Here is a 24,272-nt window from a genome sequence, read left to right as displayed (position 1 = left end):
GGTGAACATGGCTGACGCGGGAACCTCCGCCGGGCGGCCCGAGGGCCGCACGGCACAGGCCGACGCCCCCAAGCGCCCTGTCACGGGTCCGGTGGCGCCCTCGCTCACCGTCAAACCGGCGCCGACGGCGGCAAGCCCCGACCAGGCGTCGCCGGGACGCCGCGCCCGCACGCGGGCACGGATCGCCCGGCTTGCGGGCCGCGGCACAAGCGGATATTCGCCGGTCCTTGAACCGCTGCTGCGCACGGTCAGGGCGAACAACCCCAAAGAGGACCTCGACCTCATCCAGCGCGCCTACCTGGTGGCCGAGCGCAGCCACGAGGGCCAGATGCGCAAGAGCGGCGACCCGTACATCACCCACCCCGTGGCTGTTGCGACGATCCTCGCCGAACTGGGCATGACCGGCACCACGCTCGCCGCCGCCCTGCTCCACGACACAGTGGAGGACACCGCCTACACCCTTGACGAACTGCGCCGGGACTTCGGGCCCGAGGTCGCCATGCTCGTCGACGGTGTCACCAAGCTGGACAAGGTGTCCTTCGGCGACGCGGCCCAGGCCGAGACAGTGCGCAAAATGGTGGTCGCGATGGCGAAGGACATCCGGGTCCTCGTCATCAAGCTCGCAGACCGCCTCCACAACGCGCGCACCTGGCGGTTCGTCTCGCCCGAGTCGTCGGCGAAGAAGGCGCGGGAGACCCTTGAGATCTTCGCGCCGCTGGCCCACCGGCTGGGCATGAACACGATCAAATGGGAGCTCGAGGATCTTTCCTTCGCCGCACTCCACCCCAAGGTGTACGAGGAAATCGTGCGCATGGTGGGGGACCGCACCCCGGAGCGCGAGAAGCACCTGAACCTGATCCGCTACCAGATCGACGAAGACCTTCGCGACGTGAAGATCAAGGCCACGATCACCGGCAGGCCCAAGCACTACTACTCGATCTACCAGAAGATGATCGTGCGGGGCAAAGACTTCGACGACATCCACGACCTGATGGGCGTGCGCGTCCTCGTCGACAGCGTCCGTGACTGTTACGCCACCCTTGGTTCGCTCCACTCGCGGTGGAATCCGCTGCCCGGGCGGTTCAAGGACTACATCGCCATGCCGAAGTTCAACATGTACCAGTCGCTCCACACGACGGTCATCGGACCCGGCGGCAAGCCCGTTGAAATCCAGATCCGCACCCATGACATGCACCGGCGGGCGGAATACGGCGTCGCGGCGCACTGGAAGTACAAGAACGGTGCCGGGAAGGCCTCCGACGGGCCGGACAACGAGGACATGGGCTGGCTGCGCAGCCTCGTCGACTGGCAGCAGGAGACGGCCGACCCCAACGAGTTCCTCGATTCGCTGCGCTTCGAGATTAACGCCCGTGAAGTGTTCGTGTTCACGCCCAAGGGCGAGGTCATGGCGCTGCCGGCGGGCTCGACCCCTGTGGACTTCGCCTACGCCGTCCACACCGAGGTCGGCCACCGGACGATCGGCGCTCGGGTCAACGGCAGGCTGGTGCCGCTCAACAGCGAACTCAACCACGGCGACTGGGTGGAAATCTTCACCTCCAAGGCCGAAGGCGCCGGGCCCAGCCAGGACTGGCAGGGCTTCGTAAAGAGCCCCCGGGCCCGGAACAAGATCCGCCAGTGGTTCACGAAGGAGCGCCGCGAGGAGGCAATCGACAAGGGCAAGGACCTGCTCACCCGCGCCATGCGCAAGCAGAACCTTCCCCTGCAGCGCATGATGACCCACTCGGCCCTGCTCACGGTCGCCCAGGAGCTGCGCCACCAGGACATCGCCGCACTCTATGCGGCGGTCGGCGACGGCCACACCTCGGCGCAGAACGTCATCGAGCACCTTGTCGCGCTGATGGGCGGGCACGAGGACGCCGAGGACAACCTCGCCGAGACCACCGTCGCCACGCAGCCGCGCCGTCCGAAATTCTCGGACTCCGGTGTGACCGTGCGCGGTGTGGGGGACGTGTGGGTGAAACTGGCCCGCTGCTGCACCCCGGTTCCGCCCGATCCGATCGTCGGTTTCGTCACCCGCGGCTCCGGCGTCTCGGTCCACCGCTCCGACTGCCGCAACGTTGTCGACCTCCGCGACCAGCCCGACCGGATCGTTCCCGTGGAATGGGCTCCCACCCAGTCGAGCGTGTTCCTCGTCGAGATCCAGGTCGAGGCGCTCGACCGCAAGAGCCTGCTCTCGGATGTGACCCGTGTGCTTTCCGAGAACCAGGTCAATATCCTGGCCGCAAACGTGAACACCTCCTCCGACCGGGTGGCGATGTCGAGGTTCGCCTTCGAGATGGGCGACCCGAAGTACCTCGACCACGTGCTGGCGGCGGTGCGGCGCATCGACGGGGTCTTCGACGTCTACCGCACCACCGGTTCGCAGCGCCGCACCTAGGCCCGCCGTCGGGGCAGGCCGGCAACCTGAGCGGGCGGAGGCCATGAGGCCCGCCGCCCGCCGTTGTTCCATCGCCGTAGTTCCACCGGCGTCCACCCGCACGGCGTCCCGCGCCCAGCCCTCACTTCCCTCAGCGCCCGGCGCGTTCAGCCGTCCCAGGCTTGCGATGCCCTGCCGACCGCATACCGTCCCGTGCACAGCCTTCACTTCCCTCAGCGCCCGGCGCGTTCAGCCGTCCCAGGCTGCGGTGCCCTGCCGACCGCACCCCCGCTGGCCCTGCGGATCCGCTCCAGTGCCCGGGACCGTCCCGGAACCCGGCGCGTGCACGCGAGTGCCGCTTCGACAAGCCGCAGCGGGCAGTCGAGCGCCGGGTTTGAGCCGATCGCGCGGAGGACCTCAACGGCCGAGCCGTCGCACCCGTGCACGGCGATGTCCAGGGCCGTGCGCAGAGGCGTGGTCACCGGTACCCCGCCCACGAGGTTGATGTCGAAGGGCCCCAGCGCAACCTGGTGCATCGTCGCACCACTGAACGGGGGCAGGGCCGTGGTGCGGCGGCGGTGGTCGGTGACGACGCTCACCAGCGCCGGCGGCGGCGCGCAGCCGTACACCCACGCCGCGCACTGGCGCCCCAGCGCCACCCTCGCCCGCAGTGGTGAAGGGACGGCGTTCGCCGCCGCCTGCGCCCGGCAGACCGGGTCGTCGGGTTGCCCGGTCCGGACGTACGACTGGCCATAGACGCGCCGCACCAGGCCATCCATCGACATCGCCTGAAGCTCAACGGCGCTGAACAGGTCGCCGGCATGGAACAACGCGGTGCCTGGCGGTCCGGCTCCGCGCTCCGGAGGGCGTGGCAGGAGCCGGACCGGCTGGGTGCCGGCGGGGTCGAGCAGAGGCGGCATTGCTCCAGCATCGCCAACGGCGCAGCACTGAGAAAGCCCCTCCCCCCGAATGTGGAAAACGGGAGGAGGGGCACCGCGTGCCGGAGCGGGGAGGCTAGGAGAAGTCCTGGGCCGAGCGCTGCAGCATTTCCATCCACTGTTCCCGCGCGGCGAGGGCTTCCTCCGCGGCGGAGATGCGCTTCGCGTCTCCGGCTTCCCGGGCCGCGGCAAGGTCCTCGCGCAGGGAGGCAATGGTTGCCTCAAGCTGGCTCAGCGCACTGTTGGTGCGTGCCTTGGTCTCCGGGTTGGTCTTTTGCCAGTGCTCGTCTTCGGCGGCCTTGACCGCGTCCTCGACCGAGCGCAGCCCGGCGTCCATCCGCCCCATGTCCGCACGGGGAACCTTGCCCGCCTCTTCCCAGCGGTCACGGATCGACTGCAGGGCCTTCTTCGCGGCCGCGAGATTCCGCACCGGCACGAGCTGCTTCGCTTCCTGGAGCAGGGCCTCCTTGACCACGAGGTTCGCCCCGTACTCCTCATCCACTGCTTCATTGGCGCTCTTGCGAGCCTCGAAGAACCGGTCCTGGGCGGCACGGAAGCGCGCCCACAGGGCGTCGTCGTCCTTGCGGCTCGCCCGCTTGGAGGCCTTCCAGTCGTCCATGAGGCGGCGGTACTCGGCCGCCGTCGCACCCCAGTCGGTGGAGGTCGCCAGCGCCTCGGCCTTGGCGATCAACGCCTCCTTGGCCCGCTTGGCCTCGGCGTTCTCGCTGTCGAGCTGGGAGAAGTACGCGCGGCGGTGCCGGTCAAAGACGGTGCGTGCGGCACGGAACCGCTTCCACAGGGCGTCCTCGGTGCCGCGGCCCAGGCGGGGACCGTTCTTCTGTGCCGTCTTCCACAGCTCGAACAGCTCGTTCATCCGCGTGCTGCTTGCCTTCCACTGGACGGTCGCGGGGTCGCGGGCTGCCAGTTCCTCGGCCTCGGAGACGATCGCTTCCCTCGCCGCGAGCTCCTTGGCCTTGACCGCTTCCTGTTCGGCCCGCTCGGCCTTTTCCAGCCCGCGGATCGACTCGGACAGCGCGTCAATGCGTGCCTCGAGGGCAGGGACGTCGCCGACGAGCTTGCGCTCCGCGATCTGGCTGCGCAGGTGGCCGGCGGTCTTCAGCATGTCCGACGACGGCGCCTTGCTCTTCACCCGCTGTTCCAGCAATGCGACCTGGCTCACGACGTCGTCATACTTGCGCACAAAGTAGCCGAGCGCTTCATCCTTCGACGCATCGGGCAGCTGCCCCACCGGGTGTTCCTCCCCGTCGAGCAGCAGGAACACGTGACCGTCGTCCTCGACCCGCGCGAACTTCGCCGCTTCCTCGAGCGGCGTGCTGTGCACGGGAGGAACGGCGACCTGGCGCTGTACCTTGCCGTGCGGGCGCGGCACAAGTGCTGTGGGCAGCGGAGCCCGCGGGGCGGGACCCGGCTGCGCCGCGGGTGCGGGTACGTTCCCGCCGGCGGGCGGAGCGGCTTCGGCGCTGTCCGCCGGCTCAGCACCGGGGGTGTCTGTCGGGGAGTCTGCGGCGGGGGCTACGTCGCCGATGGTCATTTCGTCGGATTGCTGACTATCTGTCACCGCTGGAAGTCTTTCGCTCGTTGGATGGCCAGGCACGCGTCCGGAGCCACTTACTTCAGAGATTAGGAGTCTATCGTTCCGGGAACCGCTGGCAGTCCGTTCGGCAGCGCGTCTGCCCGCTGTGTTTCGTTCTGCAACGAACCAACGGGAACAGGGTGCCCGGTGTGACGAATGATGTACCGGGGCGGGCGGGGAGGGCACTCCCGGGCCCGTTTCGCCGCGCGGGTCATCCAGCCCTAAACTGAGTGCCGCACCGGTGTATGCGCCAACCCAAGGAGACCCGCCTCATGGCACGTAAGGCATCATTGTCCGGCTTCCCGGAATGGCTTCCGCAGGAGCGGCTAATTGAACTGCACGTGCTCGACACCCTGCGGCGCGTATTCGAACTGCACGGCTTCTCCAACATTGAGACCCGGGCAGTGGAGACCGTCGGCCAGCTCCTGCGCAAGGGGGAGATCGACAAGGAGGTCTATGCGGTCTCGCGGCTGCAGGCGGAGGAGGCCTCGGCCTCCGAGGACGGCCTCGCCCTCCACTACGACCTCACCGTGCCCTTCGCCCGGTATGTCGTCGAAAACGCCGGCCACCTCGCCTTCCCCTTCCGCCGCTACCAGATCCAGAAGTGCTGGCGGGGGGAGCGCCCCCAGGAGGGCCGCGCCCGCGAGTTCACCCAGGCGGACATCGACGTCGTCGGCGACGGCGCCCTGCCGTTCCGCAACGACGTCGAGCTCACCCTCGTCATCGTCGAGGCACTCGGGGCGCTTCCCATCCCCGACTTCACCGTGCGCGTCAACAACCGCAAGCTCGCCGAGGGCTTCTACCGGGGCATCGGGATCACCGACACCGCATCGGTGCTGCGCAACATCGACAAGCTCGAGAAGATCGGCGCCGCGAAGGTGGGTGACCTGCTCCGCGAGGAGCTCGGTGCGACGGACGCGCAGGTCGAGGCGGCCCTTGCCCTCGCCGCGATCCGCACCCCGGACACGTCGTTCGTGGCGCAGGTGCGCGCCCTGGGCGTGAAGGACGACCTCCTTGAGCAGGGCCTTGCCGAACTGGAGGAGGTCATCGCCGAGACCTCGCGCCGGGCGCCGGGCAGGGTCGTAGCCGACCTAAGCATCGCGCGCGGCCTCGACTACTACACAGGAACCGTCTACGAGACGGTGCTCGACGGCCACGAGGGACTCGGCTCGATCTGCTCGGGCGGCCGTTACGACAGCCTCGCCTCGAAGGGCAACCGCACCTTCCCCGGCGTCGGGCTCTCGATCGGCGTCACGCGGATCGTTTCGCGGATCCTCAGCCAGGACTTCGCCGTGGTGTCCCGCCAGGTTCCCACCGCCGTGCTCATCACCCTCGCCGACGACGATTCCTGGTCGCAGGCGCAGGACGTCGCTGCCTCACTGCGCTCACGCGGCATCTCCGCGGAGGTCGCGGCGAGCGCGGAGAAGTTCGGCAAGCAGATCAAGTTCGCCGACCGGCGGGGCATTCCGTTCGTCTGGTTCACCAGCGCCGACGGGACCCACGAGGTCAAGGACATCCGCTCCGGCGACCAGACCGCCGCCGACCCCGCCACGTGGACGCCCCCGGCGGACGATCTGCTGCCTCAGGTCACCCGCGCCTGAGGCCGGACCGCTTAGCGACGGCCGCACCGCTTAGCGACGGGCGCACCGCGCAATGACCGGCGCACCCCATAGCGACGGGCGCACCGCGCAATGACCGGCCCACCTCTTAACCACGGGCGCACCGGATTAATCCGCTGCGCCCGTCGCTTTCCGGTGCGTTTCGGTTTGGACCTCAGCCGCGCTCGGCCTGCCGGCGGCGCCGCGTGAGTGCGATGGCGCGGACGGCGACGCCCACAACGAGCACCGCGGTCATCGTGAGCACCGAGGCAGCCGGCAGGGTGAACGCCAGCAGCAGGCAGCCCGCGGCACCGATGACGTTGAGCAGCCGCGGGGCGTACCACTGCCGCTCCCGGAGGGTGAGGGCCGCGGCGTTGGCGATGGCGTAGTAGAGCAGCACGCCGAAGCTCGAGAACCCGACGACGGTCAGGACATCGGTGGTCAGCAGGAGCACGATCACCAGCCCGGCGGTCGTCAGATCTGCCGCCCAGGGAACGCCGTACCGCTCCCAGATCCCTGCCAGGGCACGAGGGAGGTCGCCCTCGCGCGCCATCGCGAGGGTTGTCCGTCCCACGCCGGCGATCAGGGCCAGCAGCGCCCCGAGGCTCGCAAGGGCCGCCGCCACAACCACCGCCGTCCGGGCAACGGAGCCCGCGTCAGGGCCGGTCGCCCCGCCGGTTGTTCCGACGGTTGTTCCGACGGCGGTGAACACATCGCGCAGCGGCGCCGGCGATTCAGCAAGCGCCGCAGGCCCAAGGGCGGAGAGCAGAGAGACGGCCAGCAGCAGGTACAGCACCAGCGTGAAGCCTAGGGCGCCGAGGATCGCCGCAGGGATGTTCTTCCGCGGCTCGCGCACCTCTTCGCCCATCGTTGCGACCCGCGCGTATCCGGCGAAGGCGAAGAACAGCAGACCTGAGGCCTGCAGCAGCCCCGCCACCCCGCCGTCCGGCGGCATCGAGCCGCCCGTGCCGGGCGCCGCCCACGCGGCAACGATAACGAACGCGAGCACCGGAACCACCAGGGCAACGATTCCACGGGTCATCAGTGCCGTCCGGCTCACCCCGAGCAGGTTCACCGTGGTCAGGCCCACCACTGCGGCGACGGCGGCCGCCGTTGCAAAACCCGGCGCCGCGTAAAGCCCGAAGGTGAAAGCCATTGCGGCGCAGGAGGCGGTCTTCCCGGTCACGAAGGCCCACCCCGCGATGAACCCCGGCCAATGCCCCAGCTGCCGCCTCCCGTAGACATAGGTGCCGCCGCTCTGCGGGTAGACGGTGGCGAGGGAGGCCGTTGCGGCAGCATTGCAGTAGGCGATGAACCCCGCCAGCAGGACGGCGGCGGGAAGCCAGCTGCCTGCCGCCGCGGCCGCCGGGGCGAAGACGACGAACACGCCGGCGCCGATCATCGATCCCACGCCCACCGTCGTGGCGTCGAAGCCTCCCATGGACCGCCGCAGGCCGGGACCAGTGCTCATCGGGGTTCCGCCTTCCACTGTCGTTGCCCGCATCCTCGGCCGGAATCCGCCGCCCCGGCCCGCTGGCGGGCGCCGCGGGGGATGACCGGTAAACTCGGACACGTTTGATCTAACACTAGGCAGGTGAACATTCGCCTGCGGTACTTCTGTAGGAAGGAATGCTGTGCTGCGCACGCATGAACTCGGCTCGCTCGGATCCGGGCATATTGGACAAACCGTAACCCTGACCGGCTGGGTGGCCCGGCGCCGCGACCACGGCGGCGTCGCCTTCCTCGACCTCCGGGACGCCTCCGGCGTGGCCCAGGTCGTCGTCCGCGAGGAGGAGGTCTTCTCCACCCTGCGCAACGAGTACGTCCTGCAGATCACCGGAACCGTGCAGAAGCGGCCCGAGGGTAACGAGAACCCTGCGCTGGCCACGGGCGAGATCGAGGTGATGGCCGACAAGGTCGTCGTCCTTAACACCTCCGACCCGCTGCCCTTCCAGATCGATGAACACGTCGAAGTGGGCGAAGAGGCCCGCCTGAAGCACCGCTACCTCGACCTGCGCCGCCCCGCCCCGCAGAAGAACCTCCGCCTGCGCTCCGAGGCGAGCCGGGTTGCCCGCGAACTCCTCCACGGTGATGGCTTCGTCGAGATCGAAACCCCCACGCTGACCCGCTCCACTCCCGAGGGCGCACGCGACTTCCTTGTCCCCGCGCGCCTTGCCCCCGGATCCTGGTACGCGCTGCCGCAGTCACCCCAGCTGTTTAAGCAGCTCCTGCAGGTCGGCGGGTTCGAGAAGTACTACCAGATTGCCCGCTGCTACCGCGACGAGGACTTCCGCGCCGACCGCCAGCCGGAGTTCACCCAGCTCGACATCGAGGCGAGCTTCGTCGAGCAGGACGACATCATCGCCCTGGGCGAGCAGCTGATCACGCGCCTGTGGAAGCTCATCGACGTCGAGATCCCCACCCCGATCCGCCGGATGACCTACGCCGACGCCATGGCCAAGTACGGCTCCGACAAGCCGGACCTGCGCTTCGGGCTCGAGCTCACTGAACTCACCGAGTTCTTCAAGGACACCGGCTTCGGCGTTTTCAAGGCCCCCTACGTGGGCGCCGTCGTCATGCCCGGCGGAGCCTCCCAGCCCCGCCGTACGCTCGACGCGTGGCAGGAGTTCGCCAAGCAGCGCGGCGCCAAGGGCCTCGCTTACGTCCTTATCGACGACGACGGCAGCCTCCGCGGGCCCGTCGCGAAGAACCTGAACGACGCCGAGCGCGAGGGCCTCGCCGCCGCCGTCGGTGCGACCCCGGGCGACTGCATCTTCTTCGCTGCCGGCGAGAAGACCTCCTCCCGCGCCCTGCTGGGTGCCGCCCGCGTTGAGATCGGCCACCGGACCGGGCTCATCAAGGACGGCGACTGGGCGTTCGTATGGGTCGTCGACGCCCCGATGTTCGAACCCACCTCGGCCGCCGTAGCCGCCGGCGATGTCGCCGTCGGTGCCGGCGCCTGGACCGCCGTGCACCACGCGTTCACCTCGCCCAAGCCCGAGTTCATGGACACCTTCGACACCGACCCCGAGAGCGCGCTGGCGTACGCCTACGACATCGTGTGCAACGGCAACGAGCTTGGCGGCGGATCGATCCGTATCCACCGCCGCGACGTGCAGGAGCGCGTCTTCGCCGTGATGGGACTGGGCGCCGAGGAGGCCCAGGAGAAGTTCGGGTTCCTGCTCGAGGGCTTCAAGTACGGCGCGCCTCCCCACGGCGGCATCGCCCTGGGCTGGGACCGGGTCGTCTCGCTGCTCGCGGGCACCGACTCGATCCGCGACGTCATCGCGTTCCCGAAGTCAGGCGGCGGCTACGACCCGCTGACTGCTGCTCCGGCACCGATCACACCGCAGCAGCGCAAGGAGGCCGGCGTCGACGCCCGGCCGAAGAGCGCCGAAGCGCCAAAGGCGTCGGGGGAGGCCGCGGCCTCGTAGGGCCCGGGGGAGGCCTCGGCCTGGTCGCTCCCGCCGCAGCCGCGGCTGCCGCAACCCCATAGCGAAACTGCAGATCACCACGTCCTCCGGCCCGGAAGGCGTGGTGATCTGCTGTTTCGGGCGGACTCCTTCCGCGTGGCCCGGCGCCCCCTGGGTTGAATGTGCACATGACCACGCTTCCGGCGCCCCATAACGTGGTGATCTGCTGTTTCGGACGGACTCCTTTCTGCCGGAGGGGCGGGGCGCGTGATCGCTGTGGGACGAATTGTGAAGAGCCCGCTTCCGGTTGTGAAATAATCTTCGGAGTACGTGCTCCGGGGTCGGTGTAATTCCGAACCGGCGGTTATAGTCCGCGACCCGACGGCAGGCTGCGCATCCGCGCTGTCAGCCCCGGTTGAGCCGGTGAAATTCCGGCACCGACAGTTAAAGTCTGGATGGGAGAAGCACGAACAGCAGGGCACCCTTACGTGCGCATTCGCGCCGAGGGGGCCCGCGCCACGGTTTTTGCCGCGCGCGGGCAGCTCTTTTGTCGTCACCCCGCAGCCGTTGAAACGGTTAAGGAACGACATGGATTTTCTTCAGTGGCTCTTCGAGGCCCGCATTCCCGTTGGCGGCGGATCGCTGCTGCTGCGTGAGGTCATTGGCAACGTTTTCGGCCTGCTCAGCGCCCTGGGTGGCATGCGCCGCCGGGTGTGGGCGTGGCCCGTCGGGATCGTAGGAAACGTCCTCCTCCTCACGGTGTTCCTCGGCTCGGTCTTCGGCGGAGCGGGAGCCGTGAACCTCCTCGGTCAGGCAGGCCGGCAGGTCATGTTCATTGCGGTCTCAGTGTACGGATGGCGCCAGTGGCGTCGCAGCCGCCACGACGGCGGCCCCGCCATCACCCCCCGCTGGGCCTCGGGCCGGGCGCGCATCGGCCTCGTTGCGGGCGTGATCCTGGGAACCGTTGCCCTCACCCCCCTCTTCCGGGTCCTCGGCTCCTACGAGCCGGTCTGGGCCGACGCCTGGACCTTCGTCGGATCCCTCCTTGCGACCTTCGGGATGGCCAAGGGATGGGTGGAGTTCTGGCTGATCTGGGTGGCCGTTGACATTGTCGGCGTGCCGCTGCTGTTCAGCGCCGGATATTACGCCAGCGCGGTCATGTACCTGATCTACGGCGGGTTCACCCTCGTCGGATTCTTCGTCTGGTACCGCGCCCGCGGCCGGCAGGACACAGCGGAGAAGACGGCAGTACCCGGCGTTCCCGCCCGGCAGGCGCCATGAGCGTGCCCCGGGGCGGTCCGGCGGCCGGGATCGGCGACCGGACGGCGGCTGAGGCCGCAGCCATGCGCCTCGCCCTCGAACTCGCGGGCCAGGGGGTCCGCGGCGCCAATCCCCTCGTCGGTGCGGTGGTGCTCGCACCCGACGGCACGGTGCTCGGCACCGGCCATCACCGCGGTGCCGGAACCGACCACGCGGAGGTCGCGGCCCTGGCCGATGCCCGCGAGCGCGGCAATGCCAGTGTGGAAGGCGCAACGATGGTCGTCACCCTTGAACCATGCAACCACCAAGGACGCACCGGACCGTGCTCGGCCGCAATCCTCAACGCCGGCGTCGCCAGGGTCGTCTATGCCGCGCCCGACCGGACCAGCGAGGCAGCCGGCGGCGCCCGGTGGCTTGCCGACCACGGTGTCCAGTGCGACGGCGGGCTTTTCGAAGCGGAATCAGAGCACCTCAACGCGCGGTGGATGCTCGCCGTCGCCGAAGGCCGCCCGTTCGTGACCTTGAAGACGGCGCAGAGCCTCGACGGCAGGGTGGCTGCCGCAGACGGCACAAGCCAGTGGATCACCGGACCCGAAGCGCGGCAGGACGGCCACTCGATCCGGGTCCGGGCCGACGCCGTCCTGGCCGGCACCGGCACCGTCCTTGCTGACAATCCGCGCCTCACCGCGCGGCCGGCCGGCGACGACGGCGGCGGATCCGATTCCCTCCAGCGCGCGAAGCAGCCGCGGCGCGCCGTCATGGGCCTGCGGGCGGTACCCGAGGACGCAGCCGTGCGCGGTCCCGGGTTCGTGCACCTGCAGACCCGCGACGTGCACGAGGCACTGGCGCAACTGGCAGCCATCGGCGTCCGGCACGTCCTCGTTGAGGGCGGGCCCCGGATCGCCGGGGCGTTCGTGAGCGCGGGGGTTGTGGACGAGCTCGTCAGCTACCTCGCCCCGGTGCTCCTGGGGGAGGGGACGCCAATGCTGCCCCCGATCGGCGTCGCCACGCTGGCCCAGGCCAACCGCTGGCAGTCCGACCCCGCGGGAGGATCCGCCGTGCTCCAGCTCGGCAGCGACGTCCGCCTGCGCCTGCGGCCCTCCGGATCCGCACCGCCAGGAACCACGGGCACCGAAGGCCGTAGTGCCCGTAACAACCCCCAAAACCTTGACGCCCCCGGGCACGCCGACCACACCCCCCAGTTTTCCCAGGAGTAGACCATGTTCACAGGAATTGTTGCCGAACAGGGCAGCGTCGTCTCACTCGACGTCTCAGCCGACCAGGAGAGCGCCGTCCTGGTGTTCGACGCGCCGGCCACCGGCGCCGACCTCGAGCCGGGAGCATCGATCGCCGTCAACGGCGTCTGCCTGACCGCCGTGCGCCGGGACGGCGGCCGGATCGCCGTCGACGTCATGGGCGAGACCCTGCGGCGCACGACGACGGGCCAGTTGCTCCCCGGCAGCCCGGTGAACCTCGAGCGGTGCGTCACCGCCGGTGCGCGCCTCGACGGCCACGTGGTTCAGGGGCACGTCGACGGACTCGGCACGCTGCGCGAGCGCGAGGACCTCGGCGCCTGGCACCGGCTGCGCTTCGGGCTCCCCGCCGGGCTCGCCCGGTACGCGGCCGAGAAGGGCTCGATCGCCGTCGACGGCGTATCCCTCACCGTCACGGCCGTCAGCCCTCCCGAGGAGGACGAACCGTGGTTCGAGGTGGGCCTGATCCCCACGACGCTCGCCGAAACCGGCCTCGGCTCAAAGGAGCCCGGCGACGCCGTGAACCTTGAGATGGACGTCCTGGCCAAGTACACGGAGCGCCTGCTCGGGTTCGCCGCGGCCGCCGGCGGGACGGGCAGCACCGCCGGCGCGGACGACCGCCGGTGAGCGTTCTGCCCGGGGGAGCGGAGATCCGCTTCGACCCCGTCCAGGACGCCGTCGACGCAATCGCCGCAGGCAAGGCGGTGGTGGTTGTCGACAGCGCCGACCGCGAAAACGAGGGAGACATCATCTTCGCCGCGCAGGCAGCGACACCCGCCCTCGTCGGCTGGACGGTGCGGCACACCTCCGGGGTGCTCTGCGTTCCCCTTGAGGCAGCCGACGCCGACCGGCTCATGCTTCCCCCGATGACCGCAGTGAACGAGGACGCGAAGGGGACCGCCTACACCGTCTCCTGCGACGCGGCCACCGGTGTCAGCACCGGCATCAGCGCCGCCGACCGCGCCCGCACCGCACGCGTGCTCGCCGATCCGGGCAGCACCCCGGGAGAGCTGACCCGGCCCGGCCACGTGTTCCCGCTGCGCGCCGCGCCGGGAGGGGTCGTCGAACGCCCCGGCCACACGGAGGCCGGCATCGACCTGTGCCGGCTCGCCGGGATGCACCCGGCCGCCGTCATCGCCGAACTCGTCCACGACGACGGCGGCATGATGCGCGTGCCCGCGCTGCGCGCCTTCGCCGATGAGCACGGCCTTCCCCTGATCACCATCGAAGACCTCATCCTCCGGCTTGCACCAGCGCAGCCGGCATCAACACGAAGGAGCACCCCATGAGCGGGACCGGAGCACCCAGCATCGACATCAGCGACGTGAACAAGGGGTCGGCGCCCCTGCGGGTGGCGGTGATCGCGGCCATCTGGCACACGGTGGTCATGGACGGGCTGCTCGACGGCGCCCGCCGGGCGGCCGCCGAAGCCGGTGTTGAAACCACCGAGCTGAGGGTCCCCGGAAGCTTCGAACTCCCCGTCGCCGCCGCACGGCTGGCTCCGCACTTCGATGCCGTTGTCGCCCTCGGCGTCGTGATCCGCGGCGGAACCCCCCACTTCGACTACGTGTGCTCGGCGGCGACATCGGGGTTGACCGAGGTCAGCGTACGCACCGGGGTTCCGGTCGGTTTCGGCGTGCTCACGTGCGACAACGAGCAGCAGGCACTTGACCGAGCCGGGCTGCCCGGATCAAGTGAGGACAAGGGCCATGAGGCACTCAGCGCGGCCGTTGCCACCGCCGCCGCGCTGCGGCAGTGGCAGTCCTGAGCAGAGGCATCCATCACACCGGCCGGGGCCGGTGCGGGTACTTTTGCAGCGACCCAGTAACGTTGGCATGGTGAAAACCTTTGATTCCCTCTTCGAGGAGCTCAGCGCCAAGGCTGCAGCGCGCCCCGACGGTTCGCGGACGGTCGCCGAGCTCGACTCGGGCGTGCACGGGATCGGCAAGAAGGTCGTCGAGGAGGCCGCCGAGGTGTGGATGGCCGCCGAGTACGAATCGGTTGAGGAAACCGCCGAGGAGATCTCCCAGCTGCTCTACCACCTCCAGGTGCTCATGCTCGCCAAAGGCCTTACGCTTCAGGACGTCTACAAGCATTTGTAGCCGCGCCCACGGACGACGTCCGAGCGCGGCCGGAACCCTGCCCCGATCCTGAATTCAGAGCGAAAGACTACTTTCATGCTTCGTGTAGCAGTTCCCAACAAGGGTGCCCTTTCCGAGTCAGCATCAGCGATGCTCACCGAGGCGGGCTACCGCCAACGCCGTGACCCCCGCGAACTGGTCATGGTTGACCCCGAAAACGACATCGAGTTCTTCTTCCTGCGCCCGCGCGATATCGCCGTCTACGTCGGTTCGGGCACCCTCGATGTCGGCATCACCGGCCGCGACCTCTTCCTCGACGCGCAGGTCAACGCCGAGGAGCTGCTGCAGCTCGGCTTCGGCGCCTCAACCTTCCGCTTCGCCGGCCCGGTCGGGGATTTCTCCGACATCGCCGAACTCGAGGGCAAGCGCGTGGCAACAAGCTACGACGGGCTGCTGCGCCACTTCCTCGGCAAGCGCGGCATCGACGCGACGGTGGTCCGCCTTGACGGTGCCGTTGAGTCTTCGGTGCGCCTTGGCGTCGCCGACGCCATTGCCGACGTCGTCGAAACGGGAAGCACGCTGCGGGCGGCCGGAATGGAGATCTTCGGAGACCCGATCCTGCAGAGCGAGGCTGTGCTCATCGGCCGTGCCGGCGTTGAGGCCCCGGCCGGCTTGGACGTGCTGATCCGCCGGCTCCAGGGGGTGCTCGTGGCCCGCCAGTACGTGATGATGGATTACGACATCCGCAAGGAACTCGTCGATGAGGCAGCGGCGCTGACCCCGGGTCTTGAGTCGCCCACCGTGTCTCCCCTAAGGGATTCCGACTGGGTGGCGGTGCGCTCGATGGTCAAGCGGAACTCGACGAACCGCATCATGGATGAACTCTACGACCTCGGGGCGCGGGCGATCCTCGTGAGCACGATCCACGCCTGCAGAATCTAGGAGCAAGCAATGACAGTTGCAGTGCGCGTCATTCCCTGCCTCGACGTCGACGCCGGCCGCGTCGTCAAGGGCATCAACTTCGAGGACCTCCGCGACGCCGGCGACCCCGTTGAGCTCGCCCACCGCTACGACCGCGCCGGTGCCGACGAGATCACCTTCCTCGATGTCACGGCTTCCTCAGGCAACCGGGCCACCACCTTCGACGTGGTCGGGCGCACCGCCGAGGAGGTCTTCATCCCCCTCACCGTCGGCGGCGGGGTGCGGGAGATCGCCGACGTCGATCGGCTGCTGCGCACCGGCGCCGACAAGGCCTCGGTGAACACGGCGGCCGTCGCCGCGCCGACCCTGATCGACGACATCACCCGCCACTTCGGCTCCCAGGTGCTTGTCCTCTCACTGGATGCGCGGCGGACCCGGGACGCGTCAACCCCTTCGGGGTTCGAGGTGACAACCCACGGCGGACGCCAGGGCACCGGAATCGATGCAATCGAGTGGGCAAAGGAAGCCGCCGACCGCGGTGTCGGGGAAATCCTCCTTAACTCCATCGATGCCGACGGGACCAAGAAGGGCTTCGACCTCGAACTGATCCGGGCGGTGCGCGCGGCGGTCTCGGTACCCCTGATCGCCTCGGGCGGAGCGGGGGCGCCGGAGCACTTCCCGCCTGCGGTGATCGCCGGGGCGGACGCCGTCCTCGCAGCGTCGATCTTCCACTTCGGGCCCGTCGAAATGATCGCCCAGGTCAAGCAGGCGATCCGGGAGGCCGGGTTCCCGGTCCGCTGACGGCTGGGGGTGGAAGTCCGCGGGCGAAGCGGCTAGGGCCCGACCTCGGCGCTTTCGAGGAGGGCCACCGCGTCGGGCTGGCCCTCGAAGGTCACAAGGGCGTGGGAGGTCCTGCCGTGGGCGTGCATCACGAGCTCGCCGGGGTCACCGATGATCGCCACCGAGACCGGGGCGCGCTTGGCGACATGCCGCGGCCCGTTCGGGCGGACGAGCACAATCCCCAGGTCGACTCCGCGGTAAAGGATTGCAGCCCGTTTGATCAGTTCCGCCCAGAGGGCATCCGAATAGTCGCTGTCGAGGGCGCGCGGTGCCCACCGGGTTCCGGCGCGCCGGATGTCCTCGGTGTGGACGAAGAACTCGACCAGGTTCGCGTTCCGGTCCACCGCGCTGATTTTCAGGGGCGACACCGCAGAAGGCCCGGCGGAAAACCTGCGCACCAGCTCCGCGTATTCCTCGGGCGTTGCGGCCTTCGCAGCGGTGCGTCGGACCGCCCGGTCCGAGATCCGGGCCAGCGGCTTGACCAGCATCCCCAGGCCCGCAGCGGGGTTGTGCTCGCGCAGGTACAGGTGTGCCGCGAGCTCCTGGGTCTGCCAGCCGTCGCAGAGCGTGGGGCAGTTCGGCCCCGCTGCTATCAGCGTTTCGGCCAGAACCTCCCGGGACAGAGTTACGTAGCGCATCACTGCTGAAACTAGCACGATCTCCGCGGCCCTGGGCGTGTGCGGACATTGGTTGGGCGCACACTAGAATTAGGGGCGATGCCTTCCCTTGAATCAGTGAGCCCCTCCGAGCCAGCCCCCACGCCCTTTCCCGGGCTCGACCCCGCTATAGCCGCCGCGCTCAAGCGCGACGACGCCGGGCTCGTCGCCGCGGTGATCCAGCAGCACGACACCCTTGAGGTGCTGATGCTCGGCTGGATGGACGACGAGGCGCTGCGCCGCACCCTCACCACCGGACGGGTCACCTTCTTCTCCCGCTCCCGGCAGGAATACTGGCGCAAGGGCGACACCTCCGGCCACACCCAATGGGTGAAGTCGGTGGCGCTCGACTGCGACGGCGACGCGCTGCTCGTGCGCGTCGACCAGATCGGGGCGGCCTGCCACACCGGCACCCGCACCTGCTTCGACGCCGGGGACGTCCCCGTGGTGATCGGCAATGCGCAGAACCTCCAGCCCGCACAGGATGTTGAGCAGGCACAGGATTTTGAGCAAGCACAGGACGAAGGGAAGTAGGCCAATGCACCAGCTCGGCGCACTCAGCCCCACCCTCCAGGAGTTCCGGGTCCTGGCACGCGACCGGCGGGTCATCCCGGTCTCCCTGAAGGTCCTGGCCGACGCCGCAACCCCGATCGCTGTCTACCGGAAGCTCGCCCAGGGCCAGCCGGGCACGTTCCTCATGGAGTCGGCAGCGGGCGGGGGAGTGTGGTCGCGGTACTCCTTCATCGGGGCGGCGTCCCGGGCCACCCTGACCACGCGCGACGGCGGGGTGCACTGGCTGGGCCAGCCGCCCGCAGGCGTCCCCGTCTCCGGCAACCCCGTCGACGCCCTGCGCGACACCGTAGCGGCGCTGCGGACCGAACGCTTCCCGGACCTGCCACCCTTCACCTCCGGGCTCGTCGGGTTCATCGGCTGGGAAGCGGTGCGCCACTGGGAACGCCTGACCAGCCCGCCCGAGGACGACCTGCAGCTTCCCGAACTGGCAATGTGTCTGGTGACCGACATGGCCATCCACGACAATTCCGAGGGCTCGCTCACCCTCGTGGCCAACGCGATCAACTTCGACGGATCGGACGAACGGGTTGACGAGGCCTGGCACGACGCCGTCGCCCGGATCGAGGGGATGCTGGCCAAGCTCAGCGCCCCCAGCGACCTTCCGGTCTCCGTGCTCGGCGCGGAACTCCCTCCAGCGCGCGAACTCATGGCCCGGGTTCGGGAGCGGTGGGACGAGACGCAGTACCTCGCGGCGATTGAGCGCGGTAAGCAGGCAATCGTCGACGGTGAGGTCTTCCAGGTGGTGATATCCCGCCGGTTCGAACTCGACACCGAAGCCTCGGCGCTCGATGTCTACCGCATCCTGCGCACCACCAACCCGAGTCCTTATATGTACCTGTTCAGCCTCGAGGACGCCGACGGCCGGCAGTATTCGATCGTCGGATCCTCACCCGAGGCCCTGGTGACGGTGACCGGGGATGAGGTCATCACCCATCCGATTGCCGGATCGCGCCCCCGGGGTGCCGGCCCTGAGGAGGACCGGTCCCTCGCGGAGGAGCTGCGCGCCGACGAGAAGGAGAAAGCCGAGCACCTCATGCTCGTCGACCTCGCCCGCAACGACCTCTCGAAGGTCTGCCGCCCCGGCAGCGTCGACGTCAGCCAGTTCATGGAGATCGAACGGTTCAGCCACATCATGCACCTCGTCTCAACCGTCGTCGGGCGCCTCGCCCCCGGACGCACGGCCTACGACGTGCTCGCTGCCACCTTCCCCGCAGGAACGCTCTCTGGGGCGCCCAAGCCGCGTGCGCTGCGGCTGATCGATGAGCTCGAGCCCCACCGGCGCGGCATCTACGGCGGAGTGGTCGGATACCTCGACTTCGCCGGCGACATGGACCTGGCCATCGCCATCCGCTCCGCGCTGCTGCGGGACGGCAAGGCCTACGTGCAGGCAGGCGGCGGCATCGTCGCTGATTCGGTCCAGGAAGCGGAAGCGCTCGAAACGGTGAACAAGGCCGCCGCGCCGCTGCGCGCTGCGCTGATCGCCTCCGGGCTCCGCCCCGCGTCGACTCCGCCAGTCCCCGCCCCGGTGGAGGCGAAGTGACCGATCCAAGGCAGCCGCGCTGGCGCCGCCGCGGCGTCGTCGTGCTCGGCATCGTCCTCGTCGCCGCCCTCGCCTTCGGCACAACCACCCAGACGTGGCTCGACGTCCGCCTGCCCCAGGACGCGGTGCAGCGCCCGGATCTCGCTGTCCCCGGAAGTGACGCTGCAACTCCGGTGACGGCCTTCGCCCTCGTTGCCCTCGCCGCCGCCCTCGCCGTATCAATTGCCGGACGCACGGCCCGGTGGGTCATCGCGGCAATCCTCCTGATTGCGGGAGCGGGAATCACCCTGGCCAGCTCCGCCGTGCTCGCCGACCCCCTCGCCGCCGCGGCCCCTGCGATCGGCGAGGCAATCGGGATCAGCGGCGGCGCCGGAGCCGTCGCCACGTCGACGCTCCTGCCGTGGGTTGCCGCCCTGGCCGGGGTGCTCCTCGCGCTGGCATCGGTGTGGATGACCGTCGCGGGCACGGGCTGGGGACGCAGCCGCCGCTACGAAAATCCCGCTGCAGGGGGAGCCCCGGGAAAGGCGGCCCCCGCGCCCACCACTGCGCATGGGCAGGACATCGACAGCTGGGACCGCCTCACCCACGGCGACGACCCAACCCGCTAGGGCGGCACGGCGGATCGGTCCCATCACAGGCACATGACCGGCCGCCACTAATGGCAGAATGTAGCTAGACATCACGAAGGAGAAGCACAATGGCAGAGAACACCAGTGCAGTCACGGACAAGAACTCGTCGGCGACCCACGCCAGGATGGGCGATGAAACCATCGGCCACGGCAACAGCCCGGCGGCGTGGACCTGCGTGCTGGTCATGATTCTGGGGGCTGCGGTCTCTTCGTTCGCCTTCATTTTCGCCAGCACCGAGGGAAACCGTGACAGCGGCACCGTGCTGTTCTGGGTCGGCGTGCTCGTCATGTTCATCGGGCTGCTCGTCGGATTCATCATGCGCCGCATCGGGTACGGAGTCGGCGGTTCCAAGCTGAAGAACAACGGGCACTAGGTGAGCGTTCTCGACGACATCATCTCCGGCGTCCGCGAGGATCTTGCCCCGCGGGTCCGGAACACACCCCTTGCACAGCTGCGCGAAAGCGCTGCGGGGCGCGCCCCGGCGCTCGATGCCCTTGCCGCGCTGCGCGGTGACGGCGGCCTCGAGGTCATCGCCGAGGTGAAGCGGAGCAGCCCCTCCAAGGGCAGCCTCGCCGAGATCGCTGACCCCGCAGCCCTGGCCGCCCGCTACGAGGCCGGGGGAGCGGCCGTGGTGAGCGTGCTCACCGAGCAGCGGCGCTTCAACGGATCCCTCGACGACCTCGATGCCGTGCGCGCCCGCGTCGGCATCCCGGTGCTGCGCAAGGACTTCACGGTTGACGAGTACCAGATCTGGGAGGCGCGCGCCCATGGCGCCGACCTCGTCCTGCTCATCGTCGCCGCGCTGTCCGACGCCCAGCTCGAACACTTTCTGGGGCTCACCCACGAGCTCGGCATGAACGCCCTCGTCGAAACGCACACGGCCGAGGAAGTGGACCGTGCCGCCGCCGTCCGGGCGAAAATCATCGGCGTCAATGTACGCAACCTGAAGACCCTCGACATCGACCGCAGCGTGTTCGCCGACCTCGTCGAGCGCATCCCGACCGGTGCAGTGACAATTGCGGAGTCGGGGGTCCGCGGTGTCGAGGACGTCGAAGAGTTCGCCTCCCTCGGCGCCCACGCGGTGCTCGTCGGTGAAGCCCTCGTCCGCGGCGACCAGCCCGAACGGGCGATCGCCGAGTTCGCCGCGGCCGGACGCCGCGCCCGGCAGGCCCTGCGCCAGAGCTGAAAGCGCCGCCGGCCGCTGCGCCGCACCTCCAAAATGGCCGGCTGCCCGCCGGTCCGCCTGATTTCCACAGAACAGGAAAGCCAATGACCGAGACTCACCGCACTGCCGGAGACCGGACCGCTGCACCGGGCGGCGGTCTCGACAATGGAACGGCGGATGCCTTCCTCGGCGCCGGCGAAAGCCTGCGCCACGCACCGGGCCCCTACTTCGGCGAGTACGGCGGGCGCTGGATGCCCGAATCGCTCATCGCCGCCCTCGACGAGCTCGAGCAAACGTTCGAGGCCGCCAAGGCCGACCCGGAGTTCGTCGCGCAGGTCCGCGAGCTCAACGCCAACTACGCCGGCCGGCCGTCGCTGCTCACTGAGGCGCGCAGCTTCGCCGAGCACGCCGGCGGGGTCCGGGTGTTCCTCAAGCGCGAGGACCTGAACCACACCGGTTCGCACAAGATCAACAACGTCCTCGGCCAGGCCCTCCTCGCCAAGCGGATGGGCAAGACCCGGTTGATCGCCGAGACCGGAGCAGGCCAGCACGGGGTGGCGAGCGCGACCGCCGCCGCCCTCCTCGGCCTCGAGTGCGTCGTCTACATGGGCGCCGAAGACACCCGGCGCCAGGCACTGAATGTTGCCCGCATGCAGCTGCTCGGGGCGGAGGTCATCTCCGTCACGAACGGCTCGCAGACCCTCAAGGACGCCATCAACGACGCCCTGCGCGACTGGGTCGCCAACGTCGACACTACCCACTACCTCCTGGGCACAGCCGCCGGAGCCCACCCCTTCCCGGCGATGGTGCGCTACTTCCACGAAGTCATCGGGGAAGAGGCGCGGGAGCAGATCCTCGAACAGACCGGGCAGCTGCCCGACGCCGTGTGCGCCTGTGTGGGCGGGGGATCCAACGCCATCGGCATCTTCCACGGCTTCCTCGATGACCCGGCGGTGCGGCTCTACGGGTTCGAAGCCGGCGGCGACGGCGTCGAATCGGGACGCCACGCGGCGACCATCACCCTGGGCCGCACCGGCGTCCTGCACGGGGCACGGTCCTACCTGATGCAGGACGAAGACGGCCAGACCATGGAATCCCACTCCATCTCCGCCGGCCTCGACTACCCGGGGGTCGGCCCCGAACACGCCCACCTCGCCGATATCGGCCGGGCCTCCTACGAGCCAATCACCGACCGGGAGGCGATGGACGCGTTCAAGCTCCTCTGCCGCACCGAGGGAATCATTCCCGCGATCGAGACAGCGCACGCCCTTGCCGGTGCCATCAAGGTCGGCCAGCGGCTCGCCGCGGAGCTTTCCCCGGGCGAGAGCCCCAAGGACAAGGTCGTCATCGTCAACCTCTCCGGGCGCGGTGACAAGGACGTCGCCACTGCGGCGGAATATTTCGACCTGCTCCCCGACGAGAGCGCCGAACAGGAAATCGCCAAGGAAGGTGAGCAGTTGTGAAGACGCTTTCGTCGAAGGCCGCCGCAGCGATCGAGAAGGCGCGCTCCGAAGGCCGCACGGCCCTCATCGGATACCTGCCGGCGGGCTTCCCCGACGCCGCGACAACCATTGAGGCCGGCATCGCGATGGCCCGCAACGGTGTCGACCTGATCGAGATCGGCATCCCCTACTCCGACCCGGTCATGGACGGGCGGGTCATCCAGGACGCCACCGTCCAGGCCCTCGCCGACGGCTTCACCGTTTCCCAGATTTTCGACGTCGTTGAGGCAATCACCCGCGAAACCGACGCCGCCGTCCTCGTCATGACCTACTGGAACCCGGTCATGCGCATGGGCGTAAGGGAGTTCGCCGGACGCCTCGCCGCCGCCGGCGGTGCCGGGCTCATCACCCCCGACCTCATCCCCGACGAGGCAGGCGAATGGATGGCGGCCTCCGACGAATTCGGCCTCGACCGGGTGTTCCTCGTTGCACCGTCCACCTCCCCGGAGCGCATGAGGCGAACCGTTGAGGCAAGCCGCGGCTTCGTCTATGCCGTTTCCGTCATGGGTATCACCGGGGCCCGCACCTCGGTCGGCGCCGCTGCGCGTGCCGTCGTCGAGGCCGCCCACGCCGCGGGCGCGGAGCGCGCCTGCGTGGGCCTCGGCGTCTCAACAGCCGCCCAGGTCCAGAAGATCGCCGAATACGCGGACGGCGTGATCGTCGGCACCGCCCTCGTCGCCGCCCTGCGTGACGGCGGCGTGCCCGCCGTCGCCGCCCTTACCAAGGAACTTCGTTCCGGAACGAGAAAGACCACCCCATGATCCCGGCAGGCCTTCCCGGCGCCACGGCCCTCGTGCCCGCGTCAATCCCCAGCCCTCCTGCGGAATGGGCGAGTTTCAGCCTCGGCCCGCTCACCGTCCACGCGTACGCGCTGTGCATCCTCCTGGGGATCATCGTCGCCCTGTGGCTGACGCAGAAGCGCTTCGAGCGCTACGGGGGCAAACCCGAGGTCGTGTGGGATGTGGCCATCTGGGCGGTGCCCTTCGGCATCATCGGCGGCAGGCTCTACCACGTGTTCTCCTCACCGGATGCCTACTTCGGGCCGGACGGAGACCTGGCCCGGATCCCGCAGATCTGGCAGGGCGGCCTCGGCATCTGGGGGGCGGTGGCGCTCGGAGCCGTTGGAGCCTGGATCGGCTGCCGCCGCGCAGGGGTGCGGCTTGCCGCCTTCGCCGACGCCGCCGCGCCCGGACTGCTCCTGGCCCAGGCGATCGGCCGCTGGGGAAACTGGTTCAACCAAGAGCTCTTCGGTGCGCCCACCGACCTGCCCTGGGGCCTTGAGATCGACGCCGCGAACGCCAATTTCCCGGCGTCGGAGGCGCCCGGCGCGCTCTTCCACCCGACCTTCCTTTACGAATCGCTGTGGAACCTCGCCGGAGTGGCCCTGCTGCTCCTCCTTGACCGGCGTTTCCGCCTCCGCGGGGGCCGCATGGTCTGGCTCTACGCCGCCTACTACACGCTGGGCAGGGTCTGGATCGAGGCGCTGCGCATCGACGACGCCGAGATGATCACCCTGTTCGGGATCACGCAGCGGCTCAACGTGTGGACAAGCGTCGTCGTCTTCCTCCTCTCCGTCGCGGTCCTGATCTACCTTTCGGTGCGGCGGCGCCCAGGCGCCTCCGACAGCGTCTACCTGCCCGGTCGGGCCCCGAAGGACTCCGCCGGGGAGCAGCTGGGCGAAAAGGACGACGAGAAGGATGGGGAGACGGCGGGGGCGAAACCCGGGTCCGGGGAGGCAGCAGTAGATAACGGATCAGCCGCGAATGTCCACGGGGCGGGCGCCTCAGTAGCCACCGAAAATGATCGTGGTAATCTTTCCGAAACACAAGGCTCCTCAGCGACCCCCGGGTCGCAGGACCCCGCACTCGCGGAGCCTCGGGACTCGGACTCCCGGACGCAGTCCCCGGGTCACCGCCCTTAAAGGACGACAA

At 69.2% G+C, this 24,272-nt stretch carries 23 protein-coding genes and 1 riboswitch; of the genes, 19 read left to right on the top strand and 4 right to left on the bottom strand.

Going from position 1 to position 24,272, the window contains the following annotated elements:
* Nucleotides 1-7 precede the first annotated feature (7 nt).
* A complete protein-coding gene (locus tag AC4D2R_RS16290) occupies nucleotides 8-2,398 on the top strand; it encodes a RelA/SpoT family protein (protein ID WP_490941156.1) in 2,391 nt (796 codons plus the stop codon).
* Nucleotides 2,399-2,610: 212 nt separating this feature from the next.
* On the opposite strand, the gene AC4D2R_RS16285 is transcribed toward AC4D2R_RS16290, so the two are convergent.
* Together AC4D2R_RS16285 and AC4D2R_RS16280 are read right to left on the bottom strand one after the other, a co-directional pair.
* The gene (locus AC4D2R_RS16285) at nucleotides 2,611-3,297 is read right to left on the bottom strand and encodes a hypothetical protein (RefSeq protein WP_490941155.1); all 687 of its coding nucleotides are present in this window, start codon (nucleotides 3,295-3,297) and stop codon (nucleotides 2,611-2,613) included.
* Between the two features lie 94 nt (nucleotides 3,298-3,391).
* A complete protein-coding gene (locus AC4D2R_RS16280; RefSeq protein WP_490941154.1) occupies nucleotides 3,392-4,894 on the bottom strand; it encodes a DUF349 domain-containing protein in 1,503 nt (500 codons plus the stop codon).
* Between the two features lie 287 nt (nucleotides 4,895-5,181).
* Here AC4D2R_RS16280 and hisS point away from each other — a divergent pair, with 287 nt between their 5' ends.
* Nucleotides 5,182-6,510 carry a histidine--tRNA ligase gene (gene hisS / locus AC4D2R_RS16275; protein WP_490941153.1) on the top strand — a complete coding sequence of 443 codons (1,329 nt, stop codon included), beginning with the start codon at nucleotides 5,182-5,184 and terminating at the stop codon, nucleotides 6,508-6,510.
* Between the two features lie 172 nt (nucleotides 6,511-6,682).
* Here hisS and AC4D2R_RS16270 read toward each other — a convergent pair whose 3' ends face one another.
* On the bottom strand, nucleotides 6,683-7,978 hold the full coding sequence (locus tag AC4D2R_RS16270) for an APC family permease (protein WP_490941152.1): 1,296 nt from the start codon (nucleotides 7,976-7,978) through the stop codon (nucleotides 6,683-6,685).
* Nucleotides 7,979-8,141: 163 nt separating this feature from the next.
* Between AC4D2R_RS16270 and aspS the strand changes: the two genes are divergently transcribed.
* The 9 genes from aspS (at nucleotide 8,142) to hisF (ending at nucleotide 16,236) form a co-directional block, all read left to right on the top strand.
* Complete coding sequence (aspS, locus tag AC4D2R_RS16265) at nucleotides 8,142-9,941, top strand: aspartate--tRNA ligase (RefSeq protein ID WP_490941151.1); 1,800 nt, start codon at nucleotides 8,142-8,144, stop codon at nucleotides 9,939-9,941.
* A 306-nt stretch (nucleotides 9,942-10,247) separates the two neighbouring features.
* Nucleotides 10,248-10,391: riboswitch (FMN riboswitch) on the top strand.
* Nucleotides 10,392-10,508: 117 nt separating this feature from the next.
* Complete coding sequence (pnuC, locus tag AC4D2R_RS16260) at nucleotides 10,509-11,201, top strand: nicotinamide riboside transporter PnuC (protein WP_490941150.1); 693 nt, start codon at nucleotides 10,509-10,511, stop codon at nucleotides 11,199-11,201.
* A complete protein-coding gene (ribD, locus tag AC4D2R_RS16255) occupies nucleotides 11,198-12,397 on the top strand; it encodes a bifunctional diaminohydroxyphosphoribosylaminopyrimidine deaminase/5-amino-6-(5-phosphoribosylamino)uracil reductase RibD (RefSeq protein ID WP_490941149.1) in 1,200 nt (399 codons plus the stop codon). The genes pnuC and ribD overlap by 4 nt, the downstream gene beginning before the upstream one ends.
* A 3-nt stretch (nucleotides 12,398-12,400) precedes the next feature.
* Nucleotides 12,401-13,060, top strand: coding sequence for a riboflavin synthase (locus tag AC4D2R_RS16250; RefSeq protein WP_490941148.1), 660 nt, complete (start codon nucleotides 12,401-12,403; stop codon nucleotides 13,058-13,060).
* Nucleotides 13,057-13,722: a 3,4-dihydroxy-2-butanone-4-phosphate synthase gene (gene ribB, locus AC4D2R_RS16245; RefSeq protein ID WP_490941147.1), complete on the top strand. Its 666-nt coding sequence runs from the start codon at nucleotides 13,057-13,059 to the stop codon at nucleotides 13,720-13,722. The genes AC4D2R_RS16250 and ribB overlap by 4 nt, the downstream gene beginning before the upstream one ends.
* A complete protein-coding gene (gene ribH / locus AC4D2R_RS16240; RefSeq protein ID WP_490941146.1) occupies nucleotides 13,719-14,201 on the top strand; it encodes a 6,7-dimethyl-8-ribityllumazine synthase in 483 nt (160 codons plus the stop codon). Before ribB ends, ribH begins: the two co-directional genes overlap by 4 nt.
* 70 nt (nucleotides 14,202-14,271) lie before the next feature.
* Nucleotides 14,272-14,535 (top strand): phosphoribosyl-ATP diphosphatase, encoded by a 264-nt coding sequence (locus AC4D2R_RS16235; protein WP_490903364.1) that lies wholly within the window; start codon nucleotides 14,272-14,274, stop codon nucleotides 14,533-14,535.
* A 75-nt stretch (nucleotides 14,536-14,610) separates the two neighbouring features.
* Complete coding sequence (hisG, locus tag AC4D2R_RS16230; RefSeq protein WP_490941145.1) at nucleotides 14,611-15,456, top strand: ATP phosphoribosyltransferase; 846 nt, start codon at nucleotides 14,611-14,613, stop codon at nucleotides 15,454-15,456.
* Between the two features lie 9 nt (nucleotides 15,457-15,465).
* Nucleotides 15,466-16,236, top strand: coding sequence for an imidazole glycerol phosphate synthase subunit HisF (hisF, locus tag AC4D2R_RS16225; protein ID WP_490941144.1), 771 nt, complete (start codon nucleotides 15,466-15,468; stop codon nucleotides 16,234-16,236).
* A 32-nt stretch (nucleotides 16,237-16,268) separates the two neighbouring features.
* Here the strand turns inward: hisF and AC4D2R_RS16220 are convergent, their stop codons facing one another.
* Nucleotides 16,269-16,913, bottom strand: a complete 645-nt coding sequence (locus tag AC4D2R_RS16220) for a TIGR03085 family metal-binding protein (RefSeq protein ID WP_490941143.1) — start codon at nucleotides 16,911-16,913, stop codon at nucleotides 16,269-16,271.
* 78 nt (nucleotides 16,914-16,991) lie between these two features.
* Between AC4D2R_RS16220 and hisI the strand changes: the two genes are divergently transcribed.
* The 8 genes from hisI (at nucleotide 16,992) to lgt (ending at nucleotide 24,262) form a co-directional block, all read left to right on the top strand.
* On the top strand, nucleotides 16,992-17,465 hold the full coding sequence (gene hisI, locus AC4D2R_RS16215) for a phosphoribosyl-AMP cyclohydrolase (RefSeq protein WP_490941142.1): 474 nt from the start codon (nucleotides 16,992-16,994) through the stop codon (nucleotides 17,463-17,465).
* 4 nt (nucleotides 17,466-17,469) lie between these two features.
* On the top strand, nucleotides 17,470-19,044 hold the full coding sequence (locus tag AC4D2R_RS16210) for an anthranilate synthase component I (RefSeq protein ID WP_490941141.1): 1,575 nt from the start codon (nucleotides 17,470-17,472) through the stop codon (nucleotides 19,042-19,044).
* Nucleotides 19,041-19,652 (top strand): Trp biosynthesis-associated membrane protein, encoded by a 612-nt coding sequence (locus AC4D2R_RS16205; RefSeq protein WP_490941140.1) that lies wholly within the window; start codon nucleotides 19,041-19,043, stop codon nucleotides 19,650-19,652. The genes AC4D2R_RS16210 and AC4D2R_RS16205 overlap by 4 nt, the downstream gene beginning before the upstream one ends.
* Nucleotides 19,653-19,798: 146 nt before the next feature.
* The gene (locus AC4D2R_RS16200; protein ID WP_490941230.1) at nucleotides 19,799-20,047 is read left to right on the top strand and encodes an HGxxPAAW family protein; all 249 of its coding nucleotides are present in this window, start codon (nucleotides 19,799-19,801) and stop codon (nucleotides 20,045-20,047) included.
* Entirely contained in the window at nucleotides 20,048-20,860 is an 813-nt protein-coding gene (gene trpC, locus AC4D2R_RS16195; protein WP_490941139.1) for an indole-3-glycerol phosphate synthase TrpC, read from the top strand. It abuts the gene before it with no gap.
* Nucleotides 20,861-20,943: 83 nt separating this feature from the next.
* Entirely contained in the window at nucleotides 20,944-22,302 is a 1,359-nt protein-coding gene (gene trpB, locus AC4D2R_RS16190) for a tryptophan synthase subunit beta (RefSeq protein ID WP_490941138.1), read from the top strand.
* Nucleotides 22,299-23,102 carry a tryptophan synthase subunit alpha gene (trpA, locus tag AC4D2R_RS16185; protein ID WP_490941137.1) on the top strand — a complete coding sequence of 268 codons (804 nt, stop codon included), beginning with the start codon at nucleotides 22,299-22,301 and terminating at the stop codon, nucleotides 23,100-23,102. The genes trpB and trpA overlap by 4 nt, the downstream gene beginning before the upstream one ends.
* Nucleotides 23,099-24,262: a prolipoprotein diacylglyceryl transferase gene (gene lgt, locus AC4D2R_RS16180; RefSeq protein ID WP_490941136.1), complete on the top strand. Its 1,164-nt coding sequence runs from the start codon at nucleotides 23,099-23,101 to the stop codon at nucleotides 24,260-24,262. Before trpA ends, lgt begins: the two co-directional genes overlap by 4 nt.
* Nucleotides 24,263-24,272 lie beyond the last annotated feature (10 nt).

The sequence above is a fragment of the Arthrobacter sp. TJ-217 genome, assembly GCF_058269255.1.
The sequence above is the reverse complement of the archived record's forward strand: the minus strand, read 5'-3'. Positions and strand labels throughout refer to the sequence as shown.

Excerpts from the sequence above, each read along its gene's own strand:
- AC4D2R_RS16270 (WP_490941152.1), bottom strand. The coding sequence starts at position 7,978 with ATGAGCACTGGTCCCGGCCTGCGGCGGTCCATGGGAGGCTTCGACGCC.
- ribH (WP_490941146.1), top strand. The coding sequence starts at position 13,719 with ATGAGCGGGACCGGAGCACCCAGCATCGACATCAGCGACGTGAACAAG.
- ribD (WP_490941149.1), top strand. The coding sequence starts at position 11,198 with ATGAGCGTGCCCCGGGGCGGTCCGGCGGCCGGGATCGGCGACCGGACG.
- hisS (WP_490941153.1), top strand. The coding sequence starts at position 5,182 with ATGGCACGTAAGGCATCATTGTCCGGCTTCCCGGAATGGCTTCCGCAG.
- AC4D2R_RS16220 (WP_490941143.1), bottom strand. The coding sequence starts at position 16,913 with ATGCGCTACGTAACTCTGTCCCGGGAGGTTCTGGCCGAAACGCTGATA.
- AC4D2R_RS16200 (WP_490941230.1), top strand. The coding sequence starts at position 19,799 with ATGGGCGATGAAACCATCGGCCACGGCAACAGCCCGGCGGCGTGGACC.
- AC4D2R_RS16250 (WP_490941148.1), top strand. The coding sequence starts at position 12,401 with ATGTTCACAGGAATTGTTGCCGAACAGGGCAGCGTCGTCTCACTCGAC.
- pnuC (WP_490941150.1), top strand. The coding sequence starts at position 10,509 with ATGGATTTTCTTCAGTGGCTCTTCGAGGCCCGCATTCCCGTTGGCGGC.
- hisF (WP_490941144.1), top strand. The coding sequence starts at position 15,466 with ATGACAGTTGCAGTGCGCGTCATTCCCTGCCTCGACGTCGACGCCGGC.
- AC4D2R_RS16210 (WP_490941141.1), top strand. The coding sequence starts at position 17,470 with ATGCACCAGCTCGGCGCACTCAGCCCCACCCTCCAGGAGTTCCGGGTC.
- AC4D2R_RS16285 (WP_490941155.1), bottom strand. The coding sequence starts at position 3,297 with ATGCCGCCTCTGCTCGACCCCGCCGGCACCCAGCCGGTCCGGCTCCTG.
- hisI (WP_490941142.1), top strand. The coding sequence starts at position 16,992 with ATGCCTTCCCTTGAATCAGTGAGCCCCTCCGAGCCAGCCCCCACGCCC.
- lgt (WP_490941136.1), top strand. The coding sequence starts at position 23,099 with ATGATCCCGGCAGGCCTTCCCGGCGCCACGGCCCTCGTGCCCGCGTCA.
- trpB (WP_490941138.1), top strand. The coding sequence starts at position 20,944 with ATGACCGAGACTCACCGCACTGCCGGAGACCGGACCGCTGCACCGGGC.
- hisG (WP_490941145.1), top strand. The coding sequence starts at position 14,611 with ATGCTTCGTGTAGCAGTTCCCAACAAGGGTGCCCTTTCCGAGTCAGCA.
- AC4D2R_RS16290 (WP_490941156.1), top strand. The coding sequence starts at position 8 with ATGGCTGACGCGGGAACCTCCGCCGGGCGGCCCGAGGGCCGCACGGCA.